At 66.3% G+C, this 16,478-nt stretch carries 10 protein-coding genes; 4 read left to right on the forward strand and 6 right to left on the reverse strand.

What is annotated here, in order from left to right:
• Window positions 1-34: 34 nt before the first annotated feature.
• The gene (gene ctaD, locus ABZ789_RS07805) at window positions 35-1,783 is read right to left on the reverse strand and encodes a cytochrome c oxidase subunit I (RefSeq protein WP_358421427.1); all 1,749 of its coding nucleotides are present in this window, start codon (window positions 1,781-1,783) and stop codon (window positions 35-37) included.
• 297 nt (window positions 1,784-2,080) lie between these two features.
• Here ctaD and ABZ789_RS07810 point away from each other — a divergent pair, with 297 nt between their 5' ends.
• From ABZ789_RS07810 to fadD1, 3 genes are read left to right on the forward strand one after another with little or no spacing between them, the layout of a single operon-like run.
• Complete coding sequence (locus ABZ789_RS07810) at window positions 2,081-3,418, forward strand: NAD(P)-binding domain-containing protein (RefSeq protein WP_358421430.1); 1,338 nt, start codon at window positions 2,081-2,083, stop codon at window positions 3,416-3,418.
• The gene (locus tag ABZ789_RS07815; RefSeq protein WP_358421433.1) at window positions 3,415-4,350 is read left to right on the forward strand and encodes an alpha/beta fold hydrolase; all 936 of its coding nucleotides are present in this window, start codon (window positions 3,415-3,417) and stop codon (window positions 4,348-4,350) included. Before ABZ789_RS07810 ends, ABZ789_RS07815 begins: the two co-directional genes overlap by 4 nt.
• Before the next feature lie 49 nt (window positions 4,351-4,399).
• Entirely contained in the window at window positions 4,400-5,968 is a 1,569-nt protein-coding gene (gene fadD1 / locus ABZ789_RS07820) for a fatty-acid--CoA ligase FadD1 (protein ID WP_358421436.1), read from the forward strand.
• A gap of 45 nt (window positions 5,969-6,013) precedes the next feature.
• Here the strand turns inward: fadD1 and ABZ789_RS07825 are convergent, their stop codons facing one another.
• The 5 genes from ABZ789_RS07825 to ABZ789_RS07845 form a co-directional block, all read right to left on the reverse strand.
• Complete coding sequence (locus tag ABZ789_RS07825) at window positions 6,014-6,739, reverse strand: hypothetical protein (RefSeq protein WP_358421439.1); 726 nt, start codon at window positions 6,737-6,739, stop codon at window positions 6,014-6,016.
• Between the two features lie 144 nt (window positions 6,740-6,883).
• Complete coding sequence (locus ABZ789_RS07830; protein ID WP_358421442.1) at window positions 6,884-7,402, reverse strand: hypothetical protein; 519 nt, start codon at window positions 7,400-7,402, stop codon at window positions 6,884-6,886.
• The gene (locus ABZ789_RS07835) at window positions 7,399-8,256 is read right to left on the reverse strand and encodes an AAA family ATPase (RefSeq protein ID WP_358421445.1); all 858 of its coding nucleotides are present in this window, start codon (window positions 8,254-8,256) and stop codon (window positions 7,399-7,401) included. Before ABZ789_RS07835 ends, ABZ789_RS07830 begins: the two co-directional genes overlap by 4 nt.
• A gap of 76 nt (window positions 8,257-8,332) precedes the next feature.
• Complete coding sequence (locus ABZ789_RS07840) at window positions 8,333-8,776, reverse strand: hypothetical protein (protein ID WP_358421448.1); 444 nt, start codon at window positions 8,774-8,776, stop codon at window positions 8,333-8,335.
• A 167-nt stretch (window positions 8,777-8,943) separates the two neighbouring features.
• Window positions 8,944-10,143 (reverse strand): hypothetical protein, encoded by a 1,200-nt coding sequence (locus ABZ789_RS07845; RefSeq protein ID WP_358421451.1) that lies wholly within the window; start codon window positions 10,141-10,143, stop codon window positions 8,944-8,946.
• 787 nt (window positions 10,144-10,930) lie between these two features.
• On the opposite strand from ABZ789_RS07845, the gene ABZ789_RS07850 reads away from it, so the two are divergent.
• The gene (locus ABZ789_RS07850; RefSeq protein WP_358422122.1) at window positions 10,931-16,408 is read left to right on the forward strand and encodes a carboxyl transferase domain-containing protein; all 5,478 of its coding nucleotides are present in this window, start codon (window positions 10,931-10,933) and stop codon (window positions 16,406-16,408) included.
• Window positions 16,409-16,478 lie beyond the last annotated feature (70 nt).

Below are 16,478 nucleotides of genomic sequence, written 5' to 3' on the forward strand. Positions count from 1 at the left end.
GCGGGCTCTTCCGGTGCGTGCTCAGATCCTCCGCTCACTCACGGGGACGATCACCCGGAGTGCGATCGGCACCCTCGAGCACATTGACCGCGTGCTTGTCGCTGCCCGGGCCGACGTGCGCCTCGGCACGCATCTTCTCGACCATGTGCGGATAGTGCAGCTCGAAGGCCGGACGCTCCGAACGGATCCGCGGCAGTTCGTAGAAGTTGTGCCGCGGAGGCGGGCAGGTGGTGGCCCACTCGAGCGAGTTGCCGTAACCCCACGGGTCGTCCACCGTCACGACCTGGCCGTAGCGGTAGCTCTTGAAGACGTTCCACAGGAACGGCAGCGTCGACGCGCCCACGATGAAGGCACCGACCGTGGAGATCGTGTTCAAGGTGGTGAACCCGTCGGAGGGTAGGTAGTCGGCGTAGCGACGCGGCATGCCCTCGTTACCGAGCCAGTGCTGCACCAGGAAGGTGGTGTGGAAGCCGATGAAGGTCAGCCAGAAGTGCCAGCGGCCGAGCCGCTCGTCCATCATCCTGCCGGTCATCTTGGGGAACCAGAAGTAGATGCCGGCGTAGGTCGCGAACACGATCGTGCCGAAGAGCACGTAATGGAAGTGCGCCACCACGAAGTACGAGTCGTGCAGATGGAAGTCCAGCGGCGGGCTCGCGAGGATGACGCCCGACAGGCCACCGAAGAGGAAGGTGACGACGAAACCGACAGCGAACAGCATCGGCGTCTCGAAGGTGATCTGACCTTTCCACATCGTGCCGATCCAGTTGAAGAACTTCACACCGGTCGGGACAGCGATGAGGAAGGTCAGGAAGGCGAAGTACGGCAGCAGCACGGCGCCGGTGGCGTACATGTGGTGTGCCCACACCGCGATGGACAGCGCGGCGATGGCGATGGTCGCGTACACGAGGCCGCTGTAACCGAAGATCGGCTTACGGGAGAAGACCGGGAAGATCTCCGAGACGATGCCGAAGAACGGCAGCGCGATGACGTACACCTCGGGGTGCCCGAAGAACCAGAACAGATGCTGGTAGAGGATCACACCGCCGGTCGCGGGATCGTAGACGTGCCCGTTGAGGACGCGATCGACGAAGGCTCCCATGAACGCCGCGGCGAGCAGGGGAAAGACGAGGAGTATGAGGATCATCGTGATGAAGATGTTCCACGTGAAGATCGGCATCCGGAACATGGTCATGCCCGGTGCGCGCAAGCAGACCACGGTGGTGATCATGTTGACGCCACCGAGGATGGTGCCCAGGCCCATGACGACCAGACCGAGGAACCACAGATTGCCGCCGATTCCGGGTGAGTGGGTCACGTCGGCGAGAGGCATGTAGGACGTCCACCCGAAGTCGGCGGCACCGCCGGGCGTGATGAAGGCGAACGCCACGGTGAGCGCACCGAACAGGAACAGCCAGTAGCTGAAGGCGTTCAGGCGCGGGAAGGCGACGTCAGGAGCACCGATCTGCAGCGGCAGGATGTAGTTCGCGAAGCCGAAGACGACCGGGGTCGCGTACATCAGCAGCATGATGCCGCCGTGGTTGGTGAACAGCTGGTTGTACTGCTCGTTCGACAGGAACTGCAGGCCCGGAAGCGCGAGCTCCGCGCGCATCAGCAAGGCGAGCAGACCACCGAACAGGAAGAACGCGAACGATGTGAAGATGTACATCAGTCCGAGCTTCTTCGGGTCCGTCGTGGTGATGGTGTCGTAGAGGAAGGCACCCTTGGACAGCTTTCGCGGCGGATACGGCCGTGTGGGCTTGACGGGAGCGACAACCGCGTTCATCTGGCCTCCTCGGGTTGCCGTGCAACGGCAACGGTGCGGCGCGGACGGATCGACGTGCAGTGCGGCACACGAAGACCACACCCAAATGCATGCAGGTGCACCCAGAGTAGGCGCTTCGTCTCCCCCGCGCACCGGGTTCGCGGACCGATTTCGCAGCCGCTTCACACCTGCCGCCCGGACACGACCCGTCCCCGGAACGGCACGTGTACACAAAAGTGAACGTGTTCTACATTGTGACCGTCATCACTGTCGGCGGGTCTTCGGATCGCGCCGGCGCCACACCGTCGAAGGGAAAGCATGTCGGCACCTGCCACCGCGGTCATCGGCGCCGGTATCAGCGGGCTGACTGCCGGGAAGATGCTGTGCGACTACGGGGTGCCCTATACGTGCTTCGAAAGTTCCGACCGTGTGGGAGGGAACTGGGCCTTCGGCAATCCCAACGGCCACAGCAGCGCATATCGTTCGTTGCATATCGACACCTCCAAACACCAGCTGTCGTTCAAGGACTACCCGATGCCGGAGTCCTACCCCGACTTTCCCCACCACACCCAGATCAAGGAGTACCTCGACGGCTACACGGACGCCTTCGGCCTGCGGGAGAGCATCGAGTTCCGCAACGGCGTGCGGCACGCGAGGCGCCGTCCCGAGGGCGGTTGGCAACTCGAACTCGAGGACGGAAGCACCCGCGAGTTCGACTTCCTCGTCGTCGCCAATGGTCATCACTGGGATCCACGCGTGCCCGAGTTCCCCGGAGTCTTCACCGGCGAGTGGCTTCACTCCCACCACTACATCGACCCCCGCACCCCGATCGATTTCGCGGGCAGACGCATCCTCGTGGTCGGGCTCGGCAACAGCGCCGCCGACATCGCGGTGGAACTGTCGTCGAAGGCGTTGCAGACCGAGGTGACCCTCTCGACGCGCTCGAGCGCGTGGATCGTCCCGAAGTACATCGCCGGACGCCCGGCCGACAAGTTCTACCGCACCGTTCCCTATATCCCGATGTCGTGGCAACGGAAGGTCGCGCAACTGGGACAGCCACTGTTGTCGGGACGTCCCGAGCGATACGGGCTGCCCACTCCGAACCACAAGTTCTTCGAAGCGCACCCCACGCAGTCGGTCGAGCTCCCGCTGCGCCTGGGCTCGGGCGACATCGTGCCGAAGCCCGACATCGAGCGGTTCGACGAGCGCACGGTCCACTTCGTGGACGGAACGAAGGGCGAGTTCGACGTCGTCATCTACGCGACCGGCTACAACATCACCTTTCCGTTCTTCGACCCGGAGTTCATCAGCGCGCCCGAAAACCACATCGCGCTGTACAAGCGGATCTTCGCGCCGGGCATCCCGGACCTCGCATTCGCCGGTTTCGCCCAGGCCACGCCCACCCTCTTCCCGTTCGTCGAATGCCAGGCGCGACTGATCGCGGCGTACGCGATCGGCCGCTACGCGTTGCCCCACGAGGACGAGATGCGCCGGGTCATCGTCGAGGATCAGCGCAGATACACCGGGCACATGCTCGACCGTCCCCGGCACACGCAGCAACTCGACTATTTCGCGTACGAGTTCGACATCCGGACGCAGGAGCTGCCTGCAGGAATCGCACGCGCCGCCCAGGCGACGAAGGAGACCTCCCGATGACACGGGTCGAAGGAGAGAGCGTCACGACGCCGAGCCCCCTGACATTCCGCTCGGATGACGAAACTGTCCACGCATGGCATTTCACACCCCGCTCCGAGCTTCTCACCGACGCCGGCCGAGCTCCCGTCGTGGTCATGGCGCACGGGCTGGGCGGAACGAAGGACTCCGGGCTCGCTCCGTTCGCCGAGCGCCTCGCTGCGGCCGGCATGCACGTACTCGCCTTCGACTATCGCGGCTTCGGTGAGTCCGGAGGCACCGCCCGTCAGCGGGTCGACCTCGCCGGGCAGATCTCCGACTACCGCGCCGCGCTCGCGACTGCGCGTGGGCTCGACGGCGTGGATCCCCGCCGCGCCGTGCTGTGGGGTGTGTCGTTGTCCGGCGGCCACGTCCTGGCGGTTGCGGCGCAGGAACCCGAGGTCGCGGCCGTCGTATCGGTGACTCCACTCGTCGACGGCCTCGCGGCGGGCGCACTCGCAGCCCGAAGCCACGCGCCTTCGGTCCTCATGCGATCGACAGCAGCCGGGATCCGTAGCCGCGTGGAATCCGCGACGCGCCGTTCGTCCACCACCATCCCGATCGTGGGACCGCCGGGCACGGTGGCCGCCCTGTCGCTGGACGGCTATCAGGAGGACTATCTCGCCCTCGCCGGACCGACCTGGCGCAACGAGATCGACGCCGACATCGTGCTGTCGCTCGGTATCTACCGGCCGGCCCGGCAAGCGTCCGCGATCGAATGCCCCGTGCTCGTGCAGATCGCGGACTTCGATCGAAGTGCGCCTCCGCAATCCGCTGCGCGAGCGGCCTTCCGCGCCCGCGCCGAGGTACGGCACTATCCGTGCGACCACTTCGACGTCTGGCCCGGGAAGAAGTGGTTCGACACAACGGTACGACACCAGATCCATTTTCTGACAAGACATCTCGTCGATATGTAACCCGCCGTTCCCGGCCTCCGCCTCTACCCCTTCACACATCGAGGTATGCATGGCAGACACCGTCCAGCAGGCACTGCGCGAACTGCTCGAGAACGACACCACCGCCATCGTCCACGACAGCGGAATCTGGACGTGGCGTGAACACTTGGCCGAAGCGTCCGCACAGGCATCGGCCCTGCTGTCGCTGATGGATCGCGACCGGCCGGTTCATGTGGGCGCACTCCTCGGCAACACTCCCGACTTCCTCCATGCAATCGCCGGCGCGGGACTCGCAGGCTTTCCACTCGTCGGCATCAACAGCACCCGTCGCGGTGCGGGCCTGGCACGCGACATCACGCGGGCAGACTGTCAGATCCTGCTGACCGACACCGAGCACGCCCCTTTGCTCGAAGGACTCGACCTCGGCGGAGTCACCGTCTTCGACGTCACCGGCCCCCGATGGCGGGCACTCGTCGACGACGCCGGCCCGCTCGAGCCGTTCGGCGAGACCGGTCCGGCCGATCCCTTCATGCTGATCTTCACCTCGGGCACGAGCGGAGACCCCAAGCCGGTGATGCTCGCGCACATGATGGTGCTGTTCTCCGGCAGCACCCTCGTTCCGCGGTTTTCGATCACGAGCGACGACGTCGTCTACCTCTCGATGCCGCTGTTCCACTCGAACGCGATCCTCGCGGGATGGTGCGTGTCGCTGTGCAGCGGCGCGGCGATGGCACCGGCGACGTTCTCGGCCTCACGCTTTCTCGACGACGTGCGCCGCTACCGCGCGACCTACATGAACTATGTCGGTAAGCCCCTTGCATATATCCTCGCAACCGTCGAACGCCGCGACGACTCCGACAATCCGCTCCGGGTGGCGTTCGGCAACGAAGCGACAGACCGTGACATCGAAGAGTTCGGCCGACGCTTCGATGTCACCGTCTGGGACGGATTCGGATCGACCGAGGCCGCCGTGATCATCACCCGCGACGAGGGCACCCCACCCGGCTCGATCGGTCGAGGTTTCCCGGGAGTGGACGTCTACGATCCCGACACCGTAACCCCTTGCGCACACGCGGAATTCGATGAAGCCGGTGCCCTGGTGAACGCCGACAAGTCGGTGGGCCAACTCGTGAACACGCAAGGTGCCGGATTCTTCACCGGCTACTACAACGACAAGGCCGCCACCGACGAGTGTCTGAGGGGCGGTATCTTCTGGTCGGGCGATCTCGCCTACAAGGACGCGGAGGGCTGGATCTATCTCGCCGGCCGCACCGCCGACTGGATGCGTGTGGACGGGGAGAACCTCGCAGCGGCTCCCATCGAACGCATCCTGCAGCGGCTCCCGCAACTGAGCCGTGTCGCCGTGTACGGAGTGCCCGACGAGCATGTGGGTGATCAGGTCATGGCCGCGATGGTGCTTCGCGACGAGACCTCCCTCTCCCCAGAAGAATTCGAGCACTTCCTCACTGAGCAGGCAGATCTTTCACCGAAGGCATGGCCGAAGTACGTACGGATCGCCGCGGATCTTCCGTCCACCGCCACCAACAAGATCCTCAAGCGGGCCCTCGAGGAACAGGGCCCCACAGCCGGCGACGGCGTGCTCTGGGTTCGCGAGAACGAGCGCTACGTCATCGCCTGACCGGGAGCCGGGTGCGCCGGAAAGGCTTCGCCGGAAACGTCGGTCTCACCCGAGAGCTTCGTGGCGCCAGAAGGTCTGGGCGTCGGGGGCCGTCTCGTGGTCGTCGAAGAAGGTGACCAGTGCCCGGGCCGCTGCCGTGGCGTCCGGGAAGCGTCGCCCCTCCATCGGCCCTCGGGTGATCTCGAGGGCTCCCACCACGGGATCGACGCGCCCTTGTACGCGGTAACCTCCGATATCGGTCACTACCGAGAGTCGGCTGTCGGCGCCGTCGGATTCGACGACCTTGCGGGCAGCCGGGCGTTTCACACGCGTGGTCGGCAGCGGCACGACCGTCGTATCGTGCGCAGGATCCTTGACCACGGCGAGACCGAGCAGGTCCCACCGATTATGACCGTGCACAACGTTGCTGCGCTGAATCGGATGACTACCCGTCGGCGTCCGGCCAGGCCGGTCGGCGAGCCAGAGAGCGACTTCTTCCTCGATCCCCGCTTCGACCTCCTCCGAATCCACCACGTAGAACTGCGGCCTCGGGGGCGTGAGATCGACGAAGACCCAGTACGCCACACCCGCACCGTCGACCCCGGGAACTCCGTCCCGGCGTCTCGCGAGCCACGAGTCGCGCGCAGTCGAGCACACACGCACGACTCGTTCGGAACCGTCCGCGCCGCACACCCGGACGTCCCGCTGTCCCGGAATCGGCTCGGCGTGACCGCCCCGCGACCGTACATCGGCGACGAACGCCGTCACTCCCCGTCGAACGGTGTCACTCATGTCGACTACTCCTTCTTCGTGCACGCATGGATCGATGGAGCGGACGCAGCACGAGGCGCCCACCTCCTGCGCCGCCTCGTCGAGGCCGGAGGTCTGCAGCGACCATACGTGGCTAGGAGCGAAAGAAGAACGGACTGTGACCGATCACCGGAAAGCATCACCCTTCGTCGTGTATGCCTTCACTCGTTCGACGATTCGGTCCTGCAGTTTGGACGGGGTGCGCCAGCGCATCGCAAGTCGGTCGTAGTCCATGGCGTGCTCGGCGATGATGTCCTTGAGTTGCTCGACCTCGAGACCCGACAGCTTTTCCCGCAGCGCCGCCTCTCCGTCCTCGCGGTAGACCACGAACGGATCGAACACCGCGGGTGCACGCCGGGTCCGGCGCGTCGACGTCCGAGGCACGGCAGGACGTGAGGCAGGGGCGTGAACGGATTGCACCGCAGTTTCCGCAGTGTGCGGGACCGCGGTCAGTGCCGCGGACAGCGCCTTCGCGAAACGCGGGGTGCGTGCCGCCTCGTCGGCGATGACCTGGACGAGGGCGACGAGCGCGTCTGCCGTTCCGGGCGCGGCCTCGTCGAGCCGGAGCAAGGCCGCACTCGCGGCTCCGATGCTCACTCGCAGGCGGGCCTGTGCCATGCCCGCGGCGGTGTCGGGGTTCGTCACAGGTACACCTGCGCATTCATCATGATCGTCTCGGTGAGAATCCTCAGGGCGTCGTACTGACCCGAATTGCCGTACTTGCGTTTCAGGGTGCCGTAGGGCACGAACTCTGCGGACGCCGCTATCTGATTGGCTTCGGGCACCCAGGCGGGGACTACATTCGCGATCCGATCGTCGCGCTGAAGCTGTTCGATGATGCTCCGGTGCAGATTCGACGCGCTGCGGTACTTCGTGATGACAAGGCCGATTTCGCGCACCGGGTGTTCGGTCCGCTGCGCGAACTCTCGAATCTTCTTCTGCAGCGGCGGGATTCCGTAGGTCGACAGGATGTCGGGGATGGTGGGGATCAGGTAGCCGTCGGCGAGGCGCAGCCCGTTGAGAGTGAGCATTCCGAGATTGGGCGGACAGTCGACGAGCACGTAGTCGTATCGGTCGATGATCGGCCGCACTGCCGAGAGCAGCACCTCGACGGGACGGTGCGAACCGGGGTCGGCGTACTGCTGGTGGCTCAGGCCTTCCTGGATCTCCATGAGGTCCAGGGACGAGGCGAGCAGATCCAGATCGCGGACCGCACGCACAGGCGAAACATCGTGCTGGACGGCCTTCTCGATGTCGAACTCGGCGGCATCGGGCTCGATCGCCTTCCGGAACAGGGTGGCGAGGGTGAGACCGAGCTCGTTCAGTTCCGTCCAGCGCTCCTCGCCCACCATCATCGTGGTGAGGTTGGTCTGCGGGTCGAGATCGATCAGGAGCACACGCTGCCCGAACTCCGCTGCCATGAACTCGCCCAGCGCGGCCGTCGTCGTCGTCTTGCCGACGCCACCTTTCAGGTTGATCGTCGCGATTACCCGTGCCAAACCGCACCTCTTCGGGAGAACTCGTCACTCGCTTCATGAGAAAACTACCCGAAGGCGGACATACGAGACAGCCGGGTCAGCGTCCCATGGACTCGACAGCGAGACGAGGAATACCGGCACCCGAATCCGCGTCGACGGTCGAGTCCGATGTCGCGAACCCGCTCAGGTACAGCGGAGGCTCCCGATCCGAGACCGCGCGTACGACCTCCCCCTGCGAGACGAACACCATCAACCCCTTGGCCTCGGCGCCCGGCAGGTTTCGCCAGGTCACTCCCGGGGTGTGCATCATGCGGTTGATCTCGCTCATCAGTACCGGCACCCGGAAGTAGTACATCCGATCCCACGACTCGACTCCTGCGGCGGCCGCGATCTCCCCGAGAGTGCGGGACTCGCCGGAGACGAGGACCGACTCGAACTCGGCTTCGAGCCTCGGGTCGTCGACCACCGAAACGGTGGGCCCACCCCCACACCCCGACACCCCGAGAACTGCAGCGAAAGCCAGCACAATGCTTCTTCGCACGAATTGCGACGCCACCACGCCCCCTGTGGATCGACCCCCGACCGGACGCGAGGAAGCTACCACCGTTTCGGACAAATGCACCAGGGCCGCCGGTCCCATGCTCGAAGTTCGAAGATCCCACCCGAAGCGCGTTCGAATCGATGTGACGGATAACAACCCCGGCGGGGTCACTCCTTTGCGGTGAGCTCCGCGATGTCCGTCCACAAGGCGCTCCGCAGAGCGACCATCGGTTCGGCCGCAACCCCGAGCTGGTCACCGACGAAATCGGTGTTCTCCGCGGACAATTCGCGTGCGCCCGACCTTCCGATCAGATCGTCGATCCGCTGGTCGAGGTTCGCAGTGCGTTGCGCCAGACGCGCGAGGTGTACGTGATCCTCCGCCCGCGTGAGCAGATCTCCGATTCGCGCGAGCGCTGTGACACGCGCGAGTATCTGATCCCACACCGGTTCGAGCGCGGCCACACGGGATTCGAGACTTGCTCGCGCCTGCGGGGTCGTCCCGATCGCCGTGTGCAGGTCGTCGAGCAGGTCGCGGAGCGCGACGGCGTCCACCGCGATCTGGGTGATCTCCTCGGGCAGATCGAGCTGAGCGCGTTGAACCTCGAAGTACGCCGAGCGCCACGCCACCGACGCCTCGATGCGGTCGTAGAGGGAGCCGGCAAGGAACAGGAGGGTGTCGTAGCGGTCGACGAAGTGGTCGTCGCCGTCGGGCAGCTCACGGGCGAGCCGCTCGGCTACGCGGCGCCCCGTCTCGGCGAGCGGAGTGCGTTCGGACCAGCGGGTCACGCGGTCGACCGCGATACCGAGCAAGGCGACCCGCGCCTGCTCGACGGGGACAACGGGCAGCGGCGTGGGGGTGCGCTGCAGGGCGGCGAACAGGGCTTCGCGTTGTTCGATCTCGAGATGCAGCCCGTCGCGCCGGTCGCGGCGCACGGCACGGACCCCCTGCGCATAGTGCAGCGGCGAGTGGACGACGGTCTGCCGCGCCACCCGGAGGCGCCTGGCCAGTTCGTTCGCCCGGTACTCGACCGCGAGTCGCGAGGCACCGGGACGCTGCCCGGCGATGCGAGCACGGAGACGATCGTGCTCGTCGGAGAGCAGGCGTAGCTGACCGAATCCTTCGAGCGCAGGCAGTCGACGCCCGGCGCGTCGGCGGTTCGCCAGCACGACACGAGTGGGTTCGTCGAGCCGGCCCGCAGCCAGAGCCACGGCCGCCGCGTCCGAGAGCGGCGCATGCCTGCCCTCGATGCTGCTGCTCTCGCACCATCGGCGCACCTGCCCGGCGATACGCGCGCGCCGATCCGTCGACGGGCCGTGGTGACCGGGCGTGTCGTCGCCCTGGAGGTGGGGTCGATCGGATTCGGACACGGATCCTCCTCGCGGCTTGTCCGCAGTACACTCTCCACTTTCCCAGATCCGGCGAGGGTCGGAGGAATGTCCGGGGTCGACCCGGAGTATCACCCTCTTTCACGGTGACGACCGGGCCGCCGACTTCACCTTCCGGTTCGGTTGAGAACTTCACCTTTTCGCGCTTCGTGACGGATGTCACACCAGCTCCAGGTGCCGCCGCGGCGTTGTGCCCGATTCCGAAACCGACCCCGATCCCGGACTCTTGAAAACCCCTGTGTACCAGCAGGAATGACGCGTCACCCGATTCGACCCGCACGCAGTCACAGAAGTTACCGATGGGTGTTACTGCACAGTACCCGCGGAAGCTCCGGCCGGACCTCCCGGCCTGGACGTCCACAGCCACACGAAATCGACTGCACCCGAGGGATACCGAGAGATGAGGCGTCGCCGGGGGCGCACTTTCCCGATACCCGGGAGCAAAACGTGACAATCCCTCATGTTTCGTCCATGCTGTTAACCGAACGGAGCCTTCGCCCCTGGGGGACGTGACGTCGCAACCGACGGCCGTAGCTGCGAAGACCTGTTCGAAACGGTCCTGCGGACACCGCGGACGTTGCCCGCGGACCGACGACGAACACGCACGCCCATGCCAACCACGAGGAGCCGACCGCCAGATGTGCCCGCTCGCGCCGCCAGCACGAGACGTGGGACGTAGAACCGGCTAGGTTTTTCCTCCTCATTGGGGTGGAGCTTCGAGACGCGCGCCCGATGCGCGCACAAACGATGGAGAACGGTGGCAACGAGTATGTTCAAGCGGATCGCAGTGGTCAATCGTGGTGAGGCGGCCGTCCGCCTCATCCGGGCAGTCCGGGAGCTCAACTCCGAGCACGGCTACGACATCAGGACGATCGCTCTGCACACCGACGCCGAACGGCGGGCGATGTTCGTCCGTCAGGCCGACGAAGGAGTGACCCTTCGTCCGTCGACCACGGCGGCGACCCCCTACCTCGATCACACGGAACTCGAGCGCGCCCTCCTCGAGGCGAATGCAGACGCCGTCTGGGTCGGCTGGGGCTTCGTCGCCGAAGATCCCGCCTTCGCCGAGCTCTGCGCGCGCCTGGGGATCACCTTCATCGGCCCCTCGGCAGATGCCATGCGGCTACTCGGCGACAAGGTCGAAGCGAAGATCCTCGCCGAGAAGGTGGGGGTTCCCGTCGCTCCCTGGTCCGGTGGACCGGTCGAGTCCCGCGCCGATGCCCGCCGCCATGCACAGGCGATCGGCTACCCGCTGATCATCAAGGCCCGCTCCGGCGGCGGCGGCCGCGGCATCCGCAAGGTCTATGCGGAGGACGAGCTCGAGCTCGCTCTCGAGCGCACCCAGGGCGAGGCCGAGCGTTCGTTCGGCGATCCCGTCGTCTTCATCGAGCGGCTCGTCACCGACGCGCGCCACGTCGAGGTCCAGATCATCGCCGACAAGCACGGCAACGTGTGGGCCCCCGGTGTGCGCGACTGCTCGATCCAGCGCAAGAACCAGAAGGTCATCGAAGAATCGGCGTCTCCCCTGCTCACCACCGAGCAGTCCGACCACCTGCGCAAGGTCTCGGCGGACCTAGTCCGCGCGGCCGGCTATGCCGGCGCCGGTACGGTCGAGTATCTCTACCAGCCGGACCTGAAGATCTTCACGTTCCTCGAGGTCAACACCCGACTCCAGGTAGAGCACCCCATCACCGAGGCCACGACCGGCATCGACCTCGTGAAGTTGCAGATCCTCGTCGCTTCCGGCGAGAAGCTGCCCGGCGAGTGCCCCGGCGAGTTCGGTCACGCCGTCGAGGCACGCCTGAACGCCGAGGATGCTGCGAACGGCTTCGCGCCCGCCCCCGGCACCGTGCAGTTGCTGAAGTTCCCTCTCGGGTCCGGCCTGCGCGTGGACACCGGAATCGCTCAGGGCGATGTCATCCCGCCCGACTACGACTCGATGGTCGCCAAGATCATCGCGTGGGGACGTGACCGCGACGAGGCACTCGCCCGTCTGCGGACCGCCCTGCGTGAGACCACCGTCGTCCTCGACGGTGGCACCACCACCAAGTCGTTCCTGCTCGACCTGCTCGACCGGCCCGAGGTGATCGACGCGTCCGCCGACACCGGCTGGCTCGACCGCACCGGCGCCGGCACCGAGACAGGGCCGTCCAAGGTCGCCGACATCGCCCTCATCGCGACGGCGGTCGACGTCTACGACACCGACGAGGCCCACGAACGCGCCGCCTTCCTCGCCTCCGCCCGTGGTGGTCGCCCCCGCGCCGGGCACGCCGTCGGACGCAAGATCGAACTGAGCTACCAAGGCCAGTCGTACGAGCTGGTCGTCGGCCAGGTCGGTCCGCACCGTTACCGGGTCGACACCGGCACCGCCGAGTTCGACATCGAAGTCGAGCGGCTCAGCGACTACGAGTCGCGTCTGACCCTGGACGGTCGCCGCCACAACGTAGTGTCGATCGCCGGGCCCGCCCACTTCCTCGTCGAGGTCGACGGCATCAGCCACCAGATCAGCCAGGACGAGGCAGGTGTGGTGCGCACGCCCGCCCCGGCGGTGGTCGTCGCGGTGCCCGTCGCCATCGGTGACGAGGTCGAGGCCGGACAGACACTCGTCGTGCTCGAGTCGATGAAGATGGAGACCGCGGTGCGGGCGCCCTTCGCCGGCAAGGTGCGCGAGATCCTCGCCGTCGTCAACGCTCAGGTCGATGCAGGCGCCCCGCTCCTGCGGGTCGATCAGATCGCCGAAGAGGTGGTCACCGAGACCGTCGAGCGTGTGGAGTTCGCAGCGCCGGCACCCTCGCTCAGCGACGACGTCGCCGCCGACGCCCTCGCCCGGCTCGATTCACTGGCCGCCCTGGTCACCGGTTACGACGTATCCGCCAAGCGCACCGCCGCCCTGCTCGCCGAGTACGAGCGCCTTTCCGGCGCCGTCGACTCCTGCGCGCTCGTCCGTACCGAGCTCGCGCTGCTCACGACCTTCGCCGACGTGTGCGAACTGTCGCGCAATCGCCCCACCGAGGAGGAGAAGAACAGCGACGACCGGGTGCACAGTCCCCGCGAGTTCTTCCACGGCTATCTGCAGTCGCTCGACGTGGAGGTCGGCGGTCTGCCCGACAGCTTCCGTGCTCGTCTCGCTCGCGCATTGCGGCACTACGACGTTCTCGAACTCGATCGCACCCCGGAACTCGAGGAAGCGGTGTACCGCTTGTTCCTCGCGCTCGAGCGCATCGAGGCCCACGTTCCCGTGGTCACCTCGCTGCTGGACCGCTGGGTCGAGCGCGACGACACCGAGGTGGGGATCTCGCACGAGCTCAACGAGGTCCTCGACCGGCTGATCGTCGCGACCCAGGTCCGCTTCCCCGTCATCGGCGACACCGCACGCAATCTCCGGTACCGCTACTTCGAGGAACCGGTCATCCGCAAGGCCCGCGAGCAGGCCTACGACGGGGTCCGCGGCTCGCTCGCGTACCTCGCCGAGCACCCGCAGGCACCGGACTACGCGACGCGCATCGATAGGCTGGTCGCCACTCCGGAACCGCTGATCGACCTTCTCGCGCAGCAGATCACGCGTCCCGAGACCGTTCCGGGCCCACTGCTCGAGGTCATCACACGACGCGCCTACAAGATCCGCACTCTCGAGGACGTCCGTTCGTGCACTGTCGGCGGACACGAGTTCGTCACCGGCAGGTTCGACCTGCGCGACGCCCGCCTGTACCTGATCTCGGCGGGAGCGCCGCACGCCGAGTTCGCCTCCCTGCTCGACGCCGTCGCGGAGGCCGCAGCATCGATTCCGGACACGTCGAATCTGGTGATCGACCTGTACCTCGCCTGGGACGACGCTCCCGCCGATACCGATGCGCAGGCCGATGCCCTTCGCGAGATGCTCGCAGACCGGGTGGTGACCGCAACGGCCCGGCGCGTGACCGTGACCGTCTGCCATACCGACATGGCCGAGGAGCACGTGTTCACCTTCCGCTCCTACGAGAACGGGTACGCGGAAGAGGCCAACATCCGCGACATCCACCCGCTCACGGGACAACGCCTGGATCTGTGGCGTCTGAAGAACTTCGACGGCACCCGCCTGCCCGCCAACCCCGACACCTACCTGTATCACTTGGTGTCGCAGGACAATCCGTCCGACGAACGATTCATCGCACTCGCCGAGGTACGCGACCTGACACCGCAGCGCGACGACTCCGGAAAGATCGTCGGATTGCCTGCATTCGAGCGTGCCCTCGCCAGTTCACTCGACGGCATGCGCCGTGCCCAGGCGAACCGGGGTGGGCGACGTCTCGACGCGAACCGCGTGGTGCTGTACGTGTGGCCCGTCGTGGATCTCGACATGGAGGACCTGCGCCGCATCGGCCGCAATGCCGCACCTCTGACCGTGGGGGCGGGCCTCGAGGAGATCACCGTCATCGGCTCGTGGCGTCAGGATCAGGATGCGCCGGCACGTGAAGTGGCCCTGCGCTTCTCGTACCGTTCCGGTGCCGGAGTCATCGTGCGGGTCACCGAACCGCCGAAGGAGCCGCTGCAGCCGCTCGACGAGTACACCCAGAAGGTACAGCGATCGCGTGCCCGCGGGACCGTCTACCCGTACGAACTGATCCCGTTGCTCACCGGTGGCGAGGGAACCTTCGTCGAGTACGACTTCGACGAACAAGGCACCCTCGTGCCGGTCGACCGGCCGTACGGCCGCAACACCGCGGGCGTGATCGTCGGTGTCGTCGACACCCCGACCCCGCGCTACCCCGAGGGCATGAAGCGGGTCGCGCTGTTCGGTGATCCCACGAAAGCCCTGGGCACCGTCGCGGAGGCGGAATGCTCCCGTGTGGTCGCTGCGATCGACCTCGCGGAGACCCTGGGCGCACCCGTCGAGTGGTTCGCACTCTCGTCGGGCGCGACGATCTCGATGGACTCGGGTACCGAGAACATGGACTGGGTGTCGCGCGGGCTCCGCCGCATCATCACGTTCACGCAGAACGGCGGCGAGATCAACGTGGTGGTCACCGGCATCAACGTCGGCGCCCAGCCCTACTGGAACGCCGAGGCGACGATGCTCATGCACACCAAGGGCATCCTGGTGATGACCCCCGACAGCGCCATGGTGCTCACGGGCAAGCAGTCGCTCGACTACTCCGGCGGTGTGTCCGCGGAAGACAATTTCGGCATCGGCGGGTACGACCGCGTCATGGGCCCCAACGGCCAGGCGCAGTACTGGGCGCCCAACCTCAGCGCAGCAATCGAGACGCTGTTCGCGCACTACGCTCACGCCTATGTCGCACCAGGCGAACGGTTCCCCCGCAAGGCAGAATCCGCCGACCCGGTGGATCGGAACGTGTGCGTATACCCGCACGTGCATCCGTCCAGCGACTTCACGACGGTGGGTGACATCTTCTCGTCCGAGACCAACCCGGATCGCAAGAAGCCGTTCGACATCCGCACGGTGATGCGCTCCGTGGTCGACCAGGACCACGCGGTGCTCGAGCGCTGGGCCGACATGGCCGACGCCGACACCTCGGTCGTCTTCGACGCGCATCTGGGTGGAAACCCGGTGACGGTCATCGGCATCGAGTCCCGCGCGATCCCCCGTAAGGGCTGGTTCCCTGCCGACGGACCGGACCAGTGGACGTCGGGCACGCTGTTCCCCAAGTCGTCGAAGAAGACGGCGCGGGCGATCAACGCAGCGAGTGGCAACCGTCCGCTCGTAGTGCTCGCCAACCTGTCGGGCTTCGACGGCTCCCCCGAGTCGCTGCGCAATCTCCAGCTCGAATACGGCGCCGAGATCGGCCGGGCCATCGTCAACTTCGACGGACCGATCGTGTTCGTCGTGGTGTCCCGTTACCACGGTGGTGCCTTCGTGGTGTTCTCCGGCGCACTCAACGAGAACATGGAGGTTCTCGCGGTCGAGGGGTCGTTCGCTTCGGTTCTCGGTGGTGCTCCCGCAGCAGCGGTGGTCTTCACCCGCGACGTCAACAAGCGCACCGCGAGCGATCCGCGGGTCGTGGAACTCGAGGCCCAGTTGCGGGCCGCGGAGGACGGCGACAAGGCGCGTCTGGGTGTCGAGCTCACCGCGCTGCGTACCGCGGTCCGATCGGAGAAGCTCGGTGAGGTGGCAGCCGAGTTCGAGGCGATCCACAACATCCAGCGTGCACAGCGGGTCGGTTCGGTCGATGCGATCGTGCCGGCAGCCGAGCTACGACCGCAGATCATCGCGGCCGTCGAACGTGGCATGGCACGCACGCTCGCGTAACGACGCACTCGGGACGGGCCCCACCGGAACTTCCGGTGGGGCCCGTCCTCGATGTCCTCGAAGCGATCCG

Source organism: Rhodococcus sp. NPDC047139 (assembly GCF_040643435.1).
GTDB lineage: Bacteria > Actinomycetota > Actinomycetes > Mycobacteriales > Mycobacteriaceae > Rhodococcus.